Here is a 14436-nt window from a genome sequence, read left to right as displayed (position 1 = left end):
TAGGGGGTAAGATTCTGCTATTTATAGCCGCCGGCGTTAGCTGGGGTATTGTTTTAAGGATTTAGGAGAATTCTATGCCAGACCAAAAGAAACTGGGGTTATTGGCTCAAGCCGGTTTAGAACCTTATCAGGAAAAACCGGGCGAAGAATACATGAATGACGCACAACGTGCGCATTTCAAAGCAATTTTAGAAGCATGGCGTAAAGACCTACGTAATGAAGTGGATCGCACAAAAACGCACATGCAAGACGAAGCAGCAAATTTTCCTGATCCTGTTGACCGAGCAGCTCAAGAAGAAGAGTTTTCTTTAGAATTACGTACCCGTGATCGTGAGCGTAAACTAATTAAAAAGATTGAAAAAACACTGCAACTGATCGAAGACGACGATTTTGGTTTTTGCGAATCTTGTGGCATCGAAATTGGTATCCGTCGCTTAGAAGCGCGTCCGACTGCCGACTTATGTGTTGATTGTAAAACACTCGCAGAAATCAAAGAAAAGCAAAACGGCCGAGGCTAACCTCAGCCAACTATGCTCACCCCAGCAGTATCAAAAGTAGGGAGCTATCGCGGTCGATTTGCTCCCTCGCCTTCCGGTCCCTTACACTTCGGTTCACTTGTTGCGGCACTTGCCAGCTACCTAGATGCGAAAACAAATCAAGGCCAATGGTTGGTTCGTATTGAAGATATTGATACCCCCAGAGTAGTTAAAGGTGCCGACAGCGATATTTTGTCCACGCTTGAAGCTTATGGGCTATGCTGGGATGAAAGCGTTGTTTATCAAAGTCAGCGTCATGATTTATATCAACAAGCTCTGACACAATTAAAACAACAAAAATTGGTTTACGCTTGTGCGTGCACTCGCAAAGAAATCAAAATACGAGGTGGTTTTTACGATAATCATTGTCGTACGCTCAATCTTCCTGAAACAGATCATGCCCTACGCCTTCGGCAAAACTACCCCATTTATGAGTTTGATGACCTTATTCAAGGTAAAGTGCATATTCCAACACACATCGCTTTAGAGGATTATGTTATCAAACGCCGTGATGGCTTGTTTGCGTATCAATTAGTAGTCGTGTTGGATGACATTGTTCAAGGGATCAGCCATGTGGTCCGCGGCGCAGATTTACTCGAACCAACAGCGAGACAACTTGGTTTATTTGCGCAACTTGGGTTTGCAGCACCGCACTATGCACATGTGCCACTTGTTGTCTCCAAGCCTGGTTTTAAGCTATCTAAGCAAAATTATGCCCCAGCAATTGATAAAAATAACCCTGTACCGGCAACCCTAGAAGCATTGAATTTTCTTGGTTTTACCCCACCTAAAGCACTTCATAGTGCAAAAATCGATGAAGTCATACAGTGGGCAACTGACGAGTTTTCTCTGACGCGAGTGCCTAAAGTACTCGAAAAACAGCTTATTTCAGCGCCATAAAGCACAATATTTAGCACGGTAACTTAATTTTTTGCCAGCTCTGGTATATTATAGCGTGCCTCGTAGTCAAGCCTACGGGCAGCATATTTGACGGTATATCTACTTCGTTTTTTGGGAGACGGGCTATTATTTCTAAATTATTTAAGTTCTGCAGGCAATTAGTTGGTCAAAGTGAAGGCCAAACTACGTCTGTCGCTTGCGCTGAACCAAAAGTGATCCCGCGTAGTGAACACAATATTTCACGCAAACAATTTAGCCCAAATGCAATCAAGGTACTCTATCGTTTAAAAGACGGTGGCTATGATGCGTATCTAGTCGGTGGTTGCATTCGTGATATTTTGTTAGGGATCGAGCCTAAAGATTTTGACGTTGTAACCAATGCAACGCCAGAGCAAGTAAAAAAGCTATTTAGAAACTGCCGTTTGATTGGACGCCGTTTTCGTTTGGCGCATATCGTATTTGGTCGAGAGATCATAGAAGTCGCGACGATGCGTGGTCATCACCAAGGGCAAGACAAGAAGAACCCGGTGAGTCACTCTAGTGAACATGGGCAACTACTGCGCGATAATGTATACGGCACCATTGAAGAAGATGCTGAACGTCGAGATTTTTCGATAAATGCGCTGTACTACTCGGTTAATGATTTCAGTATTCATGACTTTGCTAATGGTATTGACGCCATTAAAGCACGCAAAATAGAGCTCATTGGCGATCCCGAAACGCGTTACCGAGAAGATCCGGTACGTATGCTTCGCGCTGTCCGTTTTGCCACCAAATTGGATATGCAAATAGCTCCTGCAACCAAAGCGCCAATCAAGGAACTTGCAGACTTACTGAGTAATATCCCGCCAGCTCGCCTTTTTGAAGAAACGCTCAAGCTATTTTTAAATGGTAAAGCACAAGACAACTTCCATATGCTGCGTGAGTTTGGGTTATTTAAGCAGCTATTCCCCGCGCTTGATGCAATACTAGAACAAAATGAAAATGGGTTCGAGCAGCGCTTTATCGCGCAAATGTTTGCCAATACGGATCAACGTATCAATGCCGACAAAAAGGTAACACCTGCATTCGTATATGCTGCATTACTATGGTTTCCATTGTTACAGCGCAGTGAGCAGTTACAACAACAAGAGCAGCTTTCTGAATACGATGCCTTCGCTCAAGCGATGAACCTAGTACTAAGCGACAACGCGCAGCATATTGCTGTGCCCAAACGTTTTACATTGGGAGCAAGAGATATTTGGCATATACAAATGCGCTTAGACAAGCGTGGTGGTCAACGCGCCTACCGCTTAAGCCAGCAGCCAAGGTTCAAAGCAGCTTACGATTTCTTACTATTGAGAGTGGAAAGTGGTGAAGTACAGCAACAAGCCCTTGCTGACTGGTGGACTAACTACTTACAACAAGATATAAACGGTCAAAAAGACATGGTGCGCTCACTGTCATCACAAGAAGCTGGAAAGCCTCGTCGCCGCTATCGCCGTAAACCAAAGAAGAAACCACAGGGTAATGAATAAGGTATACATTGGCCTAGGCGCTAACCTCAGCGAGCCTATGGCACAATTAACGCGTGCGCTAGAGGCGTTAAAACAACTGCCTCAGTGTCACTTTGTCAGCTGCTCACGATTCTATGGCTCAAAGCCTATGGGTCCTCAGGATCAACCTGATTATGTGAACGCGGTTGCCCGCATTGATACAGAGTTAGCCGCTGAGGCGCTATTAGACGCATTACAGCGCATTGAACTTGAGCAGGGTCGAGTACGCAAAGAAGAACGCTGGGGCCCACGCACGCTAGATTTAGACATTTTACTTTTTGGCACCGAGCAAATTAATTCCGAGCGATTAACCGTACCGCATTATGGTTTATGCCAACGCGAATTTGTTATTTATCCACTGCTTGAAATCGCCCCTCACCTAGAATTACCTTCAGGTGAAAAGCTTGCTGAAGTTTGTAAGCAAGTACCATTAAACGGCTTAACCCCCATTCAATAATAACGATATTCCATCAAGAGGACTGACATGGCTAAGGTAACTGTATCAACACTGGCAAAAATGAAAAAACAACAAAAAAAGATCACGGCACTAACAGCCTACGATGCTAGTTTTGCAAAACTCTTTCATGATAATGGTGTCGATATTATATTGGTGGGTGATTCATTGGGCATGGTATTACAAGGTGGGGAAGATACTCTATCAGTAAGCAATGACGATATTGCCTATCATACTCGCTGCGTAAGAGCTGGCAGTAAGGAATTGTTTGTCATCGCAGATATGCCATTTATGACCTATTCAAACCCAGCACAGGCATGTGAAAACGCTGCACAGCTTATGCGCTCTGGTGCAAACATGGTTAAGTTAGAAGGCGGCTCTTGGTTACTCGATAGCATTCGAACATTAACACAGCAAGGTATTCCAGTATGTGGTCACCTCGGCCTAACACCTCAGTCTGTCAATGTATTTGGTGGTTTCAAAATTCAAGGTCGCCAGGATGAACAAGCTGAGCGTATGATAGCCGATGCAAAAGCACTTGAAGACGCTGGTGCGCAACTACTGGTTGTGGAGTGCATTCCATCTGAGCTCGCAAAACGCATATCTGAAGCGTTGACCATTCCAGTGATCGGTATTGGTGCAGGTAAAGACACTGATGGTCAAATTCTGGTTATGCATGATCTAGTGGGTATTTCAGCGGGCTATATTCCTAAATTTTCTAAAAACTTTTTAGCCGAAACAGGTAATATGCCAGACGCGGTTAAGAAGTACTGCCAAGATGTACAATCTGGCGCGTTTCCCACTTCTGAACACGAGTTTAACTAATGCAATCCGTAACTGAGATAAAATCGCTTCGTAGCCAAATCAAAGCCTGGCGTCAGCAAGGCTTAACTATCGCGTTCGTGCCAACTATGGGTAACTTACATGATGGACATTTTTCTTTGGTCGAAATGGCTAAAAACCTCGCAGATAAAGTGGTAGTAAGTATTTTTGTCAACCCTATGCAATTTGGTGCGTCCGAAGATCTCGACAGCTATCCGAGAACTCTGATGCAAGACAAACAGGGTTTAGCAGACTTAGAAACTGATTTAGTTTTTACCCCTACCGTCGAAGCGATGTACCCCAACGGTTTATCGGCACAAAGCTATGTCGATGTACCTGAAGTGTCTTTAGGGTATTGTGGTGGCTCCCGCCCAGGCCATTTCAAAGGTGTAGCAACCGTTGTGACCAAATTATTCAATATGGTGCAGCCTGACATCGCCTGTTTTGGAGAGAAAGATTATCAACAGCTTCAAGTAATAAAAACCATGGTACGCGATCTGTCTATGCCAATTGAAATTGTTGGCGTACCAACTAAGCGTGAACAAAATGGCCTAGCTATGAGCTCTCGTAATGGCTATTTGAGTAAGCAACAAAAAGACACCGCCAAAGTGCTATATAAAGCGCTTAAAGGTGCAGAGCTTGCGCTCCAAACAGGTACAAAAACGATTAGCGATATCGAAGCGGCAGCCAAGCTTTCATTAACTGAAAGCGGCCTAAAACCAGATTACTTTAGTATCGCAAATGCATCCACATTAAAGCCTGCTACACTAGAGGATACACAATTAGTGATACTGGCTGCTGCATACTTAGGCTCAGTGAGACTGATAGACAATTTGCAGGTTAGCCTTTAACTTTTAAACATCTCACAAGGACAGTTATGAAAAAGCTCGTCATATTTGCCAGCGCTGTTTTTCTCAATGCGTGCCAGAACAATAACTCAGCGGAGTTAAACTTTTGCGCACAGCAAAACTACCAATGTGAAGTACAATGTGAACGCGTAGCGCCAAATGGCAGCTTATCTAGCCAAATGTGCATAGGTGACTGTACCGATAGTTTTAATAGCTGTAAACGTGAGGCTGATCAACTCATAAAAACCAGCCAAACACCCTAGCACTTTTTTGCTCTTACCTAGTAAAAAGCCACTCGCCATCGAGTGGTTTTTTTAACGCAGCTACGCCTGATTTAACCCATTACAAGTGTTCAGGTGTTATTGCAAGTTAATGCAATCAGGGTTATGTCGCGCTACGATAGCTTAAAATTACCATAACACAAAAAACAAACGGCCTGCACATTCATGCAGGCCGTTTTGAGCGCGGTGTAAACAGTCCAGATTGTTTACATTATAATCTTATAGCAAGCCTAGCTTCTTAAGTTCAGAGCTTGCCATTTTGCCAGAAAGTGGCACGTAACCATCTTTCTCTACAATTTTTTGACCGTCTTGTGAAAGTACCATCTTCAAAAATTCAGCTTCGATTGGCGCTAAAGGCTTGTTTGGGTGTTTGTTTACGTAAACATACAAGAAGCGTGATAATGGGTATTTACCTTGAGCAACATTATCTAAAGTTGCATCAACAAAGTTACTACCTTTTTTCGCTAGTGGCACAGTACGTACACCAGAAGTTTTATAACCAATGCCTGAGTAACCAATTGCATTCACTGATGAAGAGATTGACTGTACAACCGATGCAGAACCAGGTTGCTCGTTTACGTTGTTACGGAAGTCACCTTTACACAGTGCTTTTTTCTTGAAGTAACCGTAAGTACCAGATACCGAGTTGCGACCATATAGCTGCACATCTTTTGCTGCCCAATCACCTGTCAAACCAACATCACTCCAGCGCTTTACTTCTGCTGATGCACCACACTTACGTGTTGAAGAGAAAATCGCATCAACTTGGTCAATACGTAAACCTTCAATAGGGTTATCTTTGTGTACAAATACAGCTAACGCATCGATAGCAACACGCACTTCTGTAGGCTTATAACCATAACGCTTTTCAAACGCTTCGATTTCTTTTGACTTCATTTTACGGCTCATTGGACCGAAGTTAGCTGTCGCTTCCGTTAATGCTGGTGGCGCAGTTGAAGAGCCCGCAGCTTGAATTTGGATATTTACGTTAGGGTAAATACGCTTATACTCTTCCGCCCAAAACGTCATCATGTTCGCTAACGTATCAGAACCCACTGAAGAGAAGTTACCTGAGATCCCGCTGGTTTTGTTATATTCTGGTAATGTTTTATCCAACGCTGATACTTGTGTTGAAACTAATGTTGTTACAGCCACACCCATTGCGGCAACTAAGCTTTTAAATTTCATTGGGGTTACTCCAATTGTTCGTCCCATTTAAATGACGCAGACTATTTTGCAGCCATTCAATGACAGAAAAATTACTTCTATATGACACTTTTATGACTTTCATCATTTGTCATAAAAGAGACCTTTGATTTCGGAAAGGCAAAAGAAAAGCATGATCCTTCACCCAACGTACTTTGTATTTCCAAGTTAGAGTCATGCCTTGTAAGCACATGCTTAGTAATAGCGAGCCCAAGCCCAGAACCACCAGTTTTTCGACTACGAGCTTTATCCACACGATAAAAGCGTTCCGTTAGTCTGTGAATATGCTCTGCTGCAATCCCATCTCCATTATCAATCACAGAGAAGCTAGGTCTGCCTTGCTCATCACAAAACCAATTGACTGCGACCTTGCCTTCAGGCTTGGTATAATGAATGGCGTTAAAAACTAAGTTAGAAAAGGCACTTCTCAGCTCATCCGCAGAGCCAAGAATATCTAATGTTTGATCAACATTAAAAATGAGTTCATGGTGCTTTTCCTGATTCAATGATTTTGCTTCAGTTTCGATAAGTGACAGCATCGCTGGCACATTGACAGGTTTGTCCTTATCTTGCTTGCGCGCCCCTTCAATTCGAGACAGTGACAATAACTGATTAACGAGGCTATCCATACGCTTACATTGTTCAATCATTGTAAAATGCGCTTTATTCCACATGCTAGGCGGCGGTAAATTGTCACTATCCAACATCTCTAGATAGCCGGTAACCACCGTAAGAGGTGTTCTTAGCTCATGAGATACATTCGCAACAAAGTCTTTACGCATTTGCTCCAACTGCTTCAAACGCGTGATGTCGCGCACCACCATCATCAACTGTTCAGCATACGGCATGACTCGAAATTCGAGTACTTGCTCACTGGCATGGCCTGAATCTAGCTCTAAAGGTTCATCAAATTCATGCTCATGCATGTATTTCGCAAATTTTGGATCTCGGATCAAATTGTCCAAACGCTGGCCGTGATCCGTTGGCCATTGAAGCCCAAGTACCTTAAGTGCTAACTGGTTGCACCACACAATACTTAAGTCTTGCTGTAACACAACGACTGCATCAGGCACAGCTTCCGCACCCTCTCTAAATCGGCGGATCAACTCAGCAAGCTCGTTACGTTTTTTACGATTTCGGTGCTGAAGGTGATAGATCCCTTCAAAAATTTGCTCCCATGCGCCTTCCCCCTCAGGTGGATTAAAGCTTCGTTGGTTTAGCAACCAATCGCTCAAGCGATACAACTGATGGTAGTGCCATAATAATAAAGACAATGAACCAATGAAGAGTAAAAGAAACGGCGCACCGATCAAAATACCGATCAAAGTTAAAGGCAGAAAATACAAAAACAGGCGTTTGAATAACGCCTGTTTATTAATCACTCGGTACATAGATGATCGTGTCCTAACACTACTACGTTATGATAGTTATAACTTGCTAGAGAAACGATAGCCAGCACCACGTACTGTTTGTACTAATCTATCATGTCCCAATGGTGCAATCGCCTTACGTAAGCGACGAATATGCACATCAACCGTTCTATCTTCAACATAAACATTAGTCCCCCAAACATGGTCAAGTAGTTGTTCACGGCTGTAAACACGCTCAGGGTGAGTCATGAAAAAGTGTAGCAAACGAAACTCTGTTGGTCCCATATCTAATTCGCTACCAGCAGAAGTTACGCGATGAGAAATTGGATCTAAGCGCAGGCCATGTACTTCAATGGCTTCTTCCAATGAAGTTGGTGATACACGACGGATCACCGCTTTGATCCTTGCCATCAGTTCTTTCGGTGAAAATGGCTTCGTCACGTAGTCATCTGCGCCTACTTCTAAACCTTTCACTTTGTCCTCTTCTTCACCACGTGCAGTTAACATGATAATTGGGATCTGGCGAGTATATTCACTTTGCTTAAACTTTTTAGCAATCTGAATACCACTACCACCTGGTAGCATCCAGTCAAGAAGTACCATATCTGGGTATGGTTCAACCATTGCGGCGATAGCAGAGTCATAATCTTCAGCTTCAATCGCTTGAAAACCATTTTGCTCTAATACAAAAACCAGCATCTCTCTAATAGGTGCTTCATCATCAACTACAAGTACTTTACGTGACATCCCAATGTTCTCTTTCATTACCGAAGTTGCTGTCATTATTATGACTTAGTGTGACAGTTTTATGAAATTGTAACTCGGATCTTAAAAAGCCGCCAAAAAATAAAGAAATTTTATTTCTTTCTTTGGCGGCTCTATAGCTCATTGATGTTACTAAATTATTTTGTTTTCTGAAATTAAATATTAAAAATCATAGCGCAGCGTTAAGGCCATATGATCTTCATCAGGTGTGTTATCTAAACTAAATTGAGAGTACCAAAAATACATACGCGCTTGCTTTGAAAGACTTTTTTCTACGCCAACAGAAGTGGTACTACCAGAGTCAGATAATTTTCCATGGGCGCCATCTGAATCTTGGTATTGAGCCAATAGTTTATAACTATTAATTTTATATGATGCACTGACAACAAAGCTATCGACAGTGTCACTGCTATCAATTTTTTCACTTTGTTGATATGCCCCACCAATTGTAGCGTCGCCAACTCGACCTTGAATCGTGACTCGGTTAATATCATACCCAGCCACTTCACTATCATGAGCAACACTAACGTAAATAGGGGTTTTCTTAAGTTTGCTATCGCCATACATACCAGCAATAGATAAACCAGATTTACCTTTTTGCTTGCTATTGTCTTCTGCGATATAGCTCACTACAAACTTCATATGATTCAGCTCAGGCGTTGTGTACTGAATAGTATCACCTAGTCGGTTTTCACCTGCAAATGACTGCTTTATATCAGCTTCAAAGTCATTCATCATATCGATTTTGCCTTGTGATTTTTTCATCGCTGTATCATCACGGCCAATTAAGACTTGTCCAAAACTACCCTTTAGCCCTACATACTGAGAGCGAGCAGTAATATTCTCACCACTTTTACCGTCTTTATCATTATCAGCAGGGTTCACTTCGAATTCATATTTAAAAAACGCTTCAAGTCCTTCACTAACCTGAGCATCGCCTTTAACTCCAAGTCGGGAGGCATAGCTCTCTATACTTGTCTCATTTTCATCGCTTACATCACTATATTGCACACCGGCGTGCACACGGCCATATACTTTAACATCTTCAGCACTAGCAAAGCCTGATGATATTAATAAAAAAGAACAAAAAACCGTTAACTTAGTTGTTTTCATTTTTTGCGCAGCCTCAGTTAATGAAGATCCAGAGTCCAAACTCCGTGGGCCCATATAGAGATAGTAAATTAAAGAACTACATTATAAAAATTAGACGTTTCCTAGAGGAGATCAAGGAATAAAGCGTTCCGAGATCAAATTTATACTAAGCACACTGTTTTGGATCAAATTCTTACTAAGTTGATCCGTCTGGGATCACTATATTACTAGCTTACACCGTAATAAAAGCCTTAATAACCATTAGATTAGTTAGAAACCCTTTAAAAACCAGCATATCGACGATCAATATGTTCCAAGCTGGTAAAATAATGATCCAAACAAGCATCAATCAGTAACTCATTGATCTTAAAACACGATCAGCTAGTAAAATTTTGATCCAAAAAAAGCCTCGAAATCGAGGCTTTTTATTCTCAAATAGCAGTGTTAGTTATTATTTGATCTGAGCGTCTAACTCCCCTGACAAATAACGTAAGTGCATATCATCTAAAGAAATTGGTTTAATTTTACTTGCGTTACCTGCGGTGCCAAACGCTTCATAACGCGCAACACAGATCTCAGTCATTGCCTTGGTCGCTTCCGCTAAAAACTTACGAGGATCGAAGTTGGCTGGGTTATGCGCTAAATGACGGCGAATTGCACCTGTAGATGCCAAACGTAGGTCTGTATCAATATTTACTTTACGCACACCATATTTGATCCCTTCCACGATTTGCTCTACTGGTACACCGTAAGTTTCTGGGATCTCGCCACCATACTCATTGATCACCGCTAACCAGTCTTGAGGAACTGATGATGAGCCATGCATTACTAAATGCGTATTTGGAATACGCGCGTGAATTTCTTTAATGCGGTTGATTGCAAGGATGTCACCTGTTGGTGGACGAGTAAACTTGTAAGCACCATGTGAGGTACCACAGGCAATCGCCAAAGCATCAACACCCGTTTTACTCACAAAGTCAGCCGCTTCTTCTGGATCTGTCAAAAGTTGATCGTGTGATAATTTACCAACGGCACCAATGCCATCTTCTTCACCCGCTTCACCCGTTTCTAATGAACCTAATACACCAAGCTCACCTTCCACTGATACGCCACATGCGTGCGCCATTTCAACTGTACGGCGAGTCACATCAACATTGTACTCGTAGCTGGAAGGTGTTTTACCATCGTCAAGCAATGAGCCATCCATCATAACTGAAGAAAAACCTAGCTGGATCGAACGCTGACATACCGCAGGAGAAGTGCCGTGATCTTGATGCATTACCACTGGAATATGTGGCCACTCTTCAATTGCAGCTAAGATCATATGACGTATAAACGGCGCACCAGCGTAAGCGCGTGCCCCCGCAGAACCTTGCACAATAACCGGGCTGTTGGTTTTATCAGCCGCTTCCATAATGGCGCGCATTTGTTCTTGGTTGTTTACGTTAAAAGCTGGAACCCCATAACCATGCTCTGCTGCATGATCAAGAAGTTGACGCATACTGATTAAAGCCATTTTGCTTTCTCCAATAGTCGATAGCCGAAACTATCTTGTTTGAACGGATAAATTGTTTTGTGGCTGCGCCACGTTTATTTGCTGCAATCTAAGTGAGAGTGACAACAACAAATAAGGCCAGCGAACGCTGGCCTTTTAAAAATTATACGTTTGCTCTTTTCTCAAGCATAGCTACTGCTGGCAGTTTTTTCCCTTCTAAGAACTCTAAAAAGGCACCACCGCCGGTAGAAATATATGAAATATCATCAGCAACACCGTACTTATCAATCGCAGCTAAGGTGTCACCACCGCCGGCAATTGAAAACGCTTTTGATTTAGCAATAGCGTTTGCGATTGCTTCTGTACCGTTGCCGAATTGGTCAAATTCGAATACACCTACTGGGCCGTTCCACACAACCGTGCCAGCTTGTTCGATGATCTTTGCTAACGTATTTGCAGTATCAGGACCAATATCAAAGATCATATCTTCATCTGTCACTTCGTTCACATTCTTGATAGTCGCGACGGCTGACTCTGAGAATTCTGTGCCGACAACCACATCGGTTGGTACTGGAATATCACCGTCATTTGCACGTGCAGCTGCTGTTAGCTTATTTGCCTCTGCAATTAAGTCTTTTTCATACAGAGATTTTCCTACGGGATTGCCCGCTGCAGCAATGAATGTGTTAGCAATACCGCCACCAGCTACAAGCTGATCGACCACTTTTGACAAGGAATCAAGCACTGTTAATTTAGTCGATACTTTTGAACCACCCACAATTGCAACTAATGGGCGCGCAGGATTATCAAGTGCTTTGCCCAATGCATCTAGCTCAGCGGCTAGCAAAGGGCCCGCACATGCAACTGGCGCATATAAGCCCGCACCGTGAGTTGAAGCTTGAGCTCTGTGTGCCGTACCAAATGCATCCATGACATAAACATCACATAATGCAGCTAGTTTTTTCGATAGCGTTTCGTCATCTTTCTTTTCACCGACGTTGAAACGTACATTTTCAAACACAACGACTTCATTATCTGCAACATCAACACCATCAAGGTAATCAGTCACTAGACGCACGTTATGCTCAAGTGCATCGTTTAAGTAGTCAACAACTGGTTGCAGTGAAAACTGTGCATCATATTCACCTTCCGTTGGGCGGCCAAGGTGTGACATCACCATCACTTTAGCGCCTTTTTCCAAGGCTAGTTTGATGGTTGGTAAAGATGCTCTGATGCGCGCATCGGAGGTCACTTTGCCTTCCTTAACAGGCACATTTAAATCTTCGCGAATTAAAACGCGCTTGCCGCTTAAATCTAAATCGGCCATTTTAATGACTGACATGGAGATCTCCTTTATTTACGATACTTCTTTTATTCAAATTGTTACTTGGCAGCGTGCATCACCACCGCAGTGTCGAGCATACGATTGGCAAAGCCCCACTCGTTATCGCACCACACCAATAATTTTACTAACCGTTTATGACTAACTCGTGTTTGCGTGCCATCAATAATACAAGAATGTGCGTCATGGTTAAAATCCACCGAAACGAGCGGTTCTTCTGTGTAACTTAAAATACCTTCTAATCGACCTGAAGAAGCCCCTTTGAGAATGTGGTTGACCTTGTCAATATCCACATCTTGATTGAGTGTAACGCTCAAATCCATCGCGGTAACATTAATGGTTGGTACACGCACCGCGATGGCCTCAAATCGACCATGAAACTTAGGTAAAATACGCTCAATACCGCGTGCAAGTTTAGTATCGACAGGAATAATTGACTGACTCGCGGCACGTGTTCTACGTAAATCGCTATGATAAGCGTCAATCACTTGCTGATCATGCATCGATGCATGAATCGTCGTGATAGCACCCGATTCAATACCAAACGCGTCATCTAATACTTTAACCACGGGGACAATACAGTTTGTAGTACACGAACCATTCGAGACTATCGTATGTTCAGATACAAGCTGCTCATCGTTGATACCATAAACAATCGTTGCATCAACATCTGCGTCGGCAGGCTGGGAAAATAGCACTTTTTTTGCCCCAGCGTTTAAATGCTTTTGCGCATCTTGGCGGGAATGAAAAACCCCTGTACATTCCAGTACCACATCCACATCCAACGCATGCCAAGGCAATAAACTTGGGTCTGCTTCGCTGAACAACTGAATGTCATCACCCGCGACATTTAAATAAGGTGCCTGATGGTTTACTTCAAAAGCGAATCGTCCATGAGAAGTATCGTATTTTAATAGATGCGCGACCCCTTTAGGGTCTGCCAATTCATTTATCGCTACAATTTGGATCTCATGCTGGCGACCAGACTCGTATAAAGCTCGCACGATATTGCGCCCAATACGACCAAAACCATTTATTGCCAGTTTGATTGTCATTAAATTGAAAATCCAGCTAAATGCAAAAAATAAAAGGAGCGTTTGCTCCCGAAGATGGCGCTATTGTAATCGACCAAGCCTAAATGTGTAAGGGAAATGACAAACTTTTTTAAACTAAGTCAGCCAATTTAATGCATTTTCCTGCACCGATTGCGTTCACTTGAGCAAGCAATAGTTCTGCTGTAGCAAGCGCATCACTAAGCGCGTGGTGACTGCAAGAATCAGGCAACTGGTAGCGTTTTCTACAATTGGTTAACGTCAAACTATCCTCTGCGAGCATGCTACCCTGACGCAGTAAACGTCTTTGCTCAATTTTAAGTGTGTCAATCACCGCGAGTGGTTCGATGGGCACTTTGAGTTGCAAGCATATACGGCGAATATACAACCAATCTAGTGTGGCATTGTGACACACTAACACCCTCCCCTTCATTGCTTGTGCAAGCTCCGTCATGATATGAAATAACGAATCTCCCGCTTGGAGTTGCTGTTCATCAATACCGTGATAAATAGGACTTTGCGACAGTGTTTTTACTTCTTTATTGAGAAAGTATCGAGCTGATCTTAAATCAATTTTACGCTCGAAAATATGCAACCAACCGATAGACACCATTTCGTTATGATTACTGTTCAAGCTGGTTAGCTCCAAATCAAGCACCACATAAGCGGCAGTATCAAATTCCAACTTTTTCAATCTAAAGTAACTAAGCACACGCTGCCAATAACACTTCAACATAG

The 14436-nt window shown here is 42.8% G+C and carries 15 protein-coding genes; 7 read left to right on the top strand and 8 right to left on the bottom strand.

Features of this window, described 5'->3' with window-relative positions; all coding sequences use genetic code 11:
- Positions 1 to 74: 74 nt before the first annotated feature.
- From dksA to ACW689_RS17260, 7 genes are all read left to right on the top strand, one after another.
- Positions 75 to 518 carry an RNA polymerase-binding protein DksA gene (dksA, locus tag ACW689_RS17290; protein WP_476293264.1) on the top strand — a complete coding sequence of 148 codons (444 nt, stop codon included), beginning with the start codon at positions 75 to 77 and terminating at the stop codon, positions 516 to 518.
- Between the two features lie 12 nt (positions 519 to 530).
- The gene (gene gluQRS, locus ACW689_RS17285) at positions 531 to 1436 is read left to right on the top strand and encodes a tRNA glutamyl-Q(34) synthetase GluQRS (RefSeq protein ID WP_476293263.1); all 906 of its coding nucleotides are present in this window, start codon (positions 531 to 533) and stop codon (positions 1434 to 1436) included.
- 212 nt (positions 1437 to 1648) lie between these two features.
- Positions 1649 to 2953 (top strand): polynucleotide adenylyltransferase PcnB, encoded by a 1305-nt coding sequence (gene pcnB / locus ACW689_RS17280; RefSeq protein ID WP_476293262.1) that lies wholly within the window; start codon positions 1649 to 1651, stop codon positions 2951 to 2953.
- Complete coding sequence (folK, locus tag ACW689_RS17275; protein ID WP_476293261.1) at positions 2946 to 3428, top strand: 2-amino-4-hydroxy-6-hydroxymethyldihydropteridine diphosphokinase; 483 nt, start codon at positions 2946 to 2948, stop codon at positions 3426 to 3428. The genes pcnB and folK overlap by 8 nt, the downstream gene beginning before the upstream one ends.
- A gap of 27 nt (positions 3429 to 3455) precedes the next feature.
- Positions 3456 to 4250, top strand: a complete 795-nt coding sequence (panB, locus tag ACW689_RS17270) for a 3-methyl-2-oxobutanoate hydroxymethyltransferase (protein WP_476293260.1) — start codon at positions 3456 to 3458, stop codon at positions 4248 to 4250.
- Positions 4250 to 5098 carry a pantoate--beta-alanine ligase gene (gene panC / locus ACW689_RS17265; protein WP_476293258.1) on the top strand — a complete coding sequence of 283 codons (849 nt, stop codon included), beginning with the start codon at positions 4250 to 4252 and terminating at the stop codon, positions 5096 to 5098. The genes panB and panC overlap by 1 nt, the downstream gene beginning before the upstream one ends.
- A gap of 26 nt (positions 5099 to 5124) precedes the next feature.
- Positions 5125 to 5358 carry a hypothetical protein gene (locus ACW689_RS17260; RefSeq protein ID WP_476293257.1) on the top strand — a complete coding sequence of 78 codons (234 nt, stop codon included), beginning with the start codon at positions 5125 to 5127 and terminating at the stop codon, positions 5356 to 5358.
- Positions 5359 to 5595: 237 nt separating this feature from the next.
- On the opposite strand, the gene ACW689_RS17255 is transcribed toward ACW689_RS17260, so the two are convergent.
- The 8 genes from ACW689_RS17255 to ACW689_RS17220 all read right to left on the bottom strand — a co-directional run bounded on the left by ACW689_RS17255 (position 5596) and on the right by ACW689_RS17220 (position 14434).
- Positions 5596 to 6564: a PstS family phosphate ABC transporter substrate-binding protein gene (locus ACW689_RS17255; protein WP_476293255.1), complete on the bottom strand. Its 969-nt coding sequence runs from the start codon at positions 6562 to 6564 to the stop codon at positions 5596 to 5598.
- 77 nt (positions 6565 to 6641) lie between these two features.
- Positions 6642 to 7973, bottom strand: coding sequence for a phosphate regulon sensor histidine kinase PhoR (gene phoR / locus ACW689_RS17250; protein ID WP_476293254.1), 1332 nt, complete (start codon positions 7971 to 7973; stop codon positions 6642 to 6644).
- A 36-nt stretch (positions 7974 to 8009) separates the two neighbouring features.
- A complete protein-coding gene (phoB, locus tag ACW689_RS17245) occupies positions 8010 to 8699 on the bottom strand; it encodes a phosphate regulon transcriptional regulator PhoB (protein ID WP_070985814.1) in 690 nt (229 codons plus the stop codon).
- Between the two features lie 180 nt (positions 8700 to 8879).
- Complete coding sequence (locus ACW689_RS17240) at positions 8880 to 9830, bottom strand: porin (RefSeq protein ID WP_476293253.1); 951 nt, start codon at positions 9828 to 9830, stop codon at positions 8880 to 8882.
- A 430-nt stretch (positions 9831 to 10260) separates the two neighbouring features.
- Positions 10261 to 11325 (bottom strand): class II fructose-bisphosphate aldolase, encoded by a 1065-nt coding sequence (gene fba, locus ACW689_RS17235; protein ID WP_476293251.1) that lies wholly within the window; start codon positions 11323 to 11325, stop codon positions 10261 to 10263.
- A gap of 142 nt (positions 11326 to 11467) precedes the next feature.
- A complete protein-coding gene (locus ACW689_RS17230) occupies positions 11468 to 12646 on the bottom strand; it encodes a phosphoglycerate kinase (RefSeq protein ID WP_476293250.1) in 1179 nt (392 codons plus the stop codon).
- 41 nt (positions 12647 to 12687) lie between these two features.
- On the bottom strand, positions 12688 to 13701 hold the full coding sequence (epd, locus tag ACW689_RS17225; RefSeq protein ID WP_476293249.1) for an erythrose-4-phosphate dehydrogenase: 1014 nt from the start codon (positions 13699 to 13701) through the stop codon (positions 12688 to 12690).
- A 109-nt stretch (positions 13702 to 13810) separates the two neighbouring features.
- On the bottom strand, positions 13811 to 14434 hold the full coding sequence (locus ACW689_RS17220; protein WP_476293248.1) for a 3'-5' exonuclease: 624 nt from the start codon (positions 14432 to 14434) through the stop codon (positions 13811 to 13813).
- Positions 14435 to 14436: the final 2 nt, after the last annotated feature.

The organism is Pseudoalteromonas sp. ABE4_541, assembly GCF_056312285.1.
Note: the sequence above shows the minus strand (reverse complement) of the source record. Positions and strands in the feature narration are given on the sequence as shown.

Excerpts from the sequence above, each read along its gene's own strand:
- dksA (WP_476293264.1), top strand. The coding sequence starts at position 75 with ATGCCAGACCAAAAGAAACTGGGGTTATTGGCTCAAGCCGGTTTAGAA.
- gluQRS (WP_476293263.1), top strand. The coding sequence starts at position 531 with ATGCTCACCCCAGCAGTATCAAAAGTAGGGAGCTATCGCGGTCGATTT.
- folK (WP_476293261.1), top strand. The coding sequence starts at position 2,946 with ATGAATAAGGTATACATTGGCCTAGGCGCTAACCTCAGCGAGCCTATG.
- panB (WP_476293260.1), top strand. The coding sequence starts at position 3,456 with ATGGCTAAGGTAACTGTATCAACACTGGCAAAAATGAAAAAACAACAA.
- panC (WP_476293258.1), top strand. The coding sequence starts at position 4,250 with ATGCAATCCGTAACTGAGATAAAATCGCTTCGTAGCCAAATCAAAGCC.
- ACW689_RS17260 (WP_476293257.1), top strand. The coding sequence starts at position 5,125 with ATGAAAAAGCTCGTCATATTTGCCAGCGCTGTTTTTCTCAATGCGTGC.
- ACW689_RS17255 (WP_476293255.1), bottom strand. The coding sequence starts at position 6,564 with ATGAAATTTAAAAGCTTAGTTGCCGCAATGGGTGTGGCTGTAACAACA.
- phoR (WP_476293254.1), bottom strand. The coding sequence starts at position 7,973 with ATGTACCGAGTGATTAATAAACAGGCGTTATTCAAACGCCTGTTTTTG.
- phoB (WP_070985814.1), bottom strand. The coding sequence starts at position 8,699 with ATGTCACGTAAAGTACTTGTAGTTGATGATGAAGCACCTATTAGAGAG.
- ACW689_RS17240 (WP_476293253.1), bottom strand. The coding sequence starts at position 9,830 with ATGAAAACAACTAAGTTAACGGTTTTTTGTTCTTTTTTATTAATATCA.
- fba (WP_476293251.1), bottom strand. The coding sequence starts at position 11,325 with ATGGCTTTAATCAGTATGCGTCAACTTCTTGATCATGCAGCAGAGCAT.
- ACW689_RS17230 (WP_476293250.1), bottom strand. The coding sequence starts at position 12,646 with ATGTCAGTCATTAAAATGGCCGATTTAGATTTAAGCGGCAAGCGCGTT.
- epd (WP_476293249.1), bottom strand. The coding sequence starts at position 13,701 with ATGACAATCAAACTGGCAATAAATGGTTTTGGTCGTATTGGGCGCAAT.
- ACW689_RS17220 (WP_476293248.1), bottom strand. The coding sequence starts at position 14,434 with ATGTTGAAGTGTTATTGGCAGCGTGTGCTTAGTTACTTTAGATTGAAA.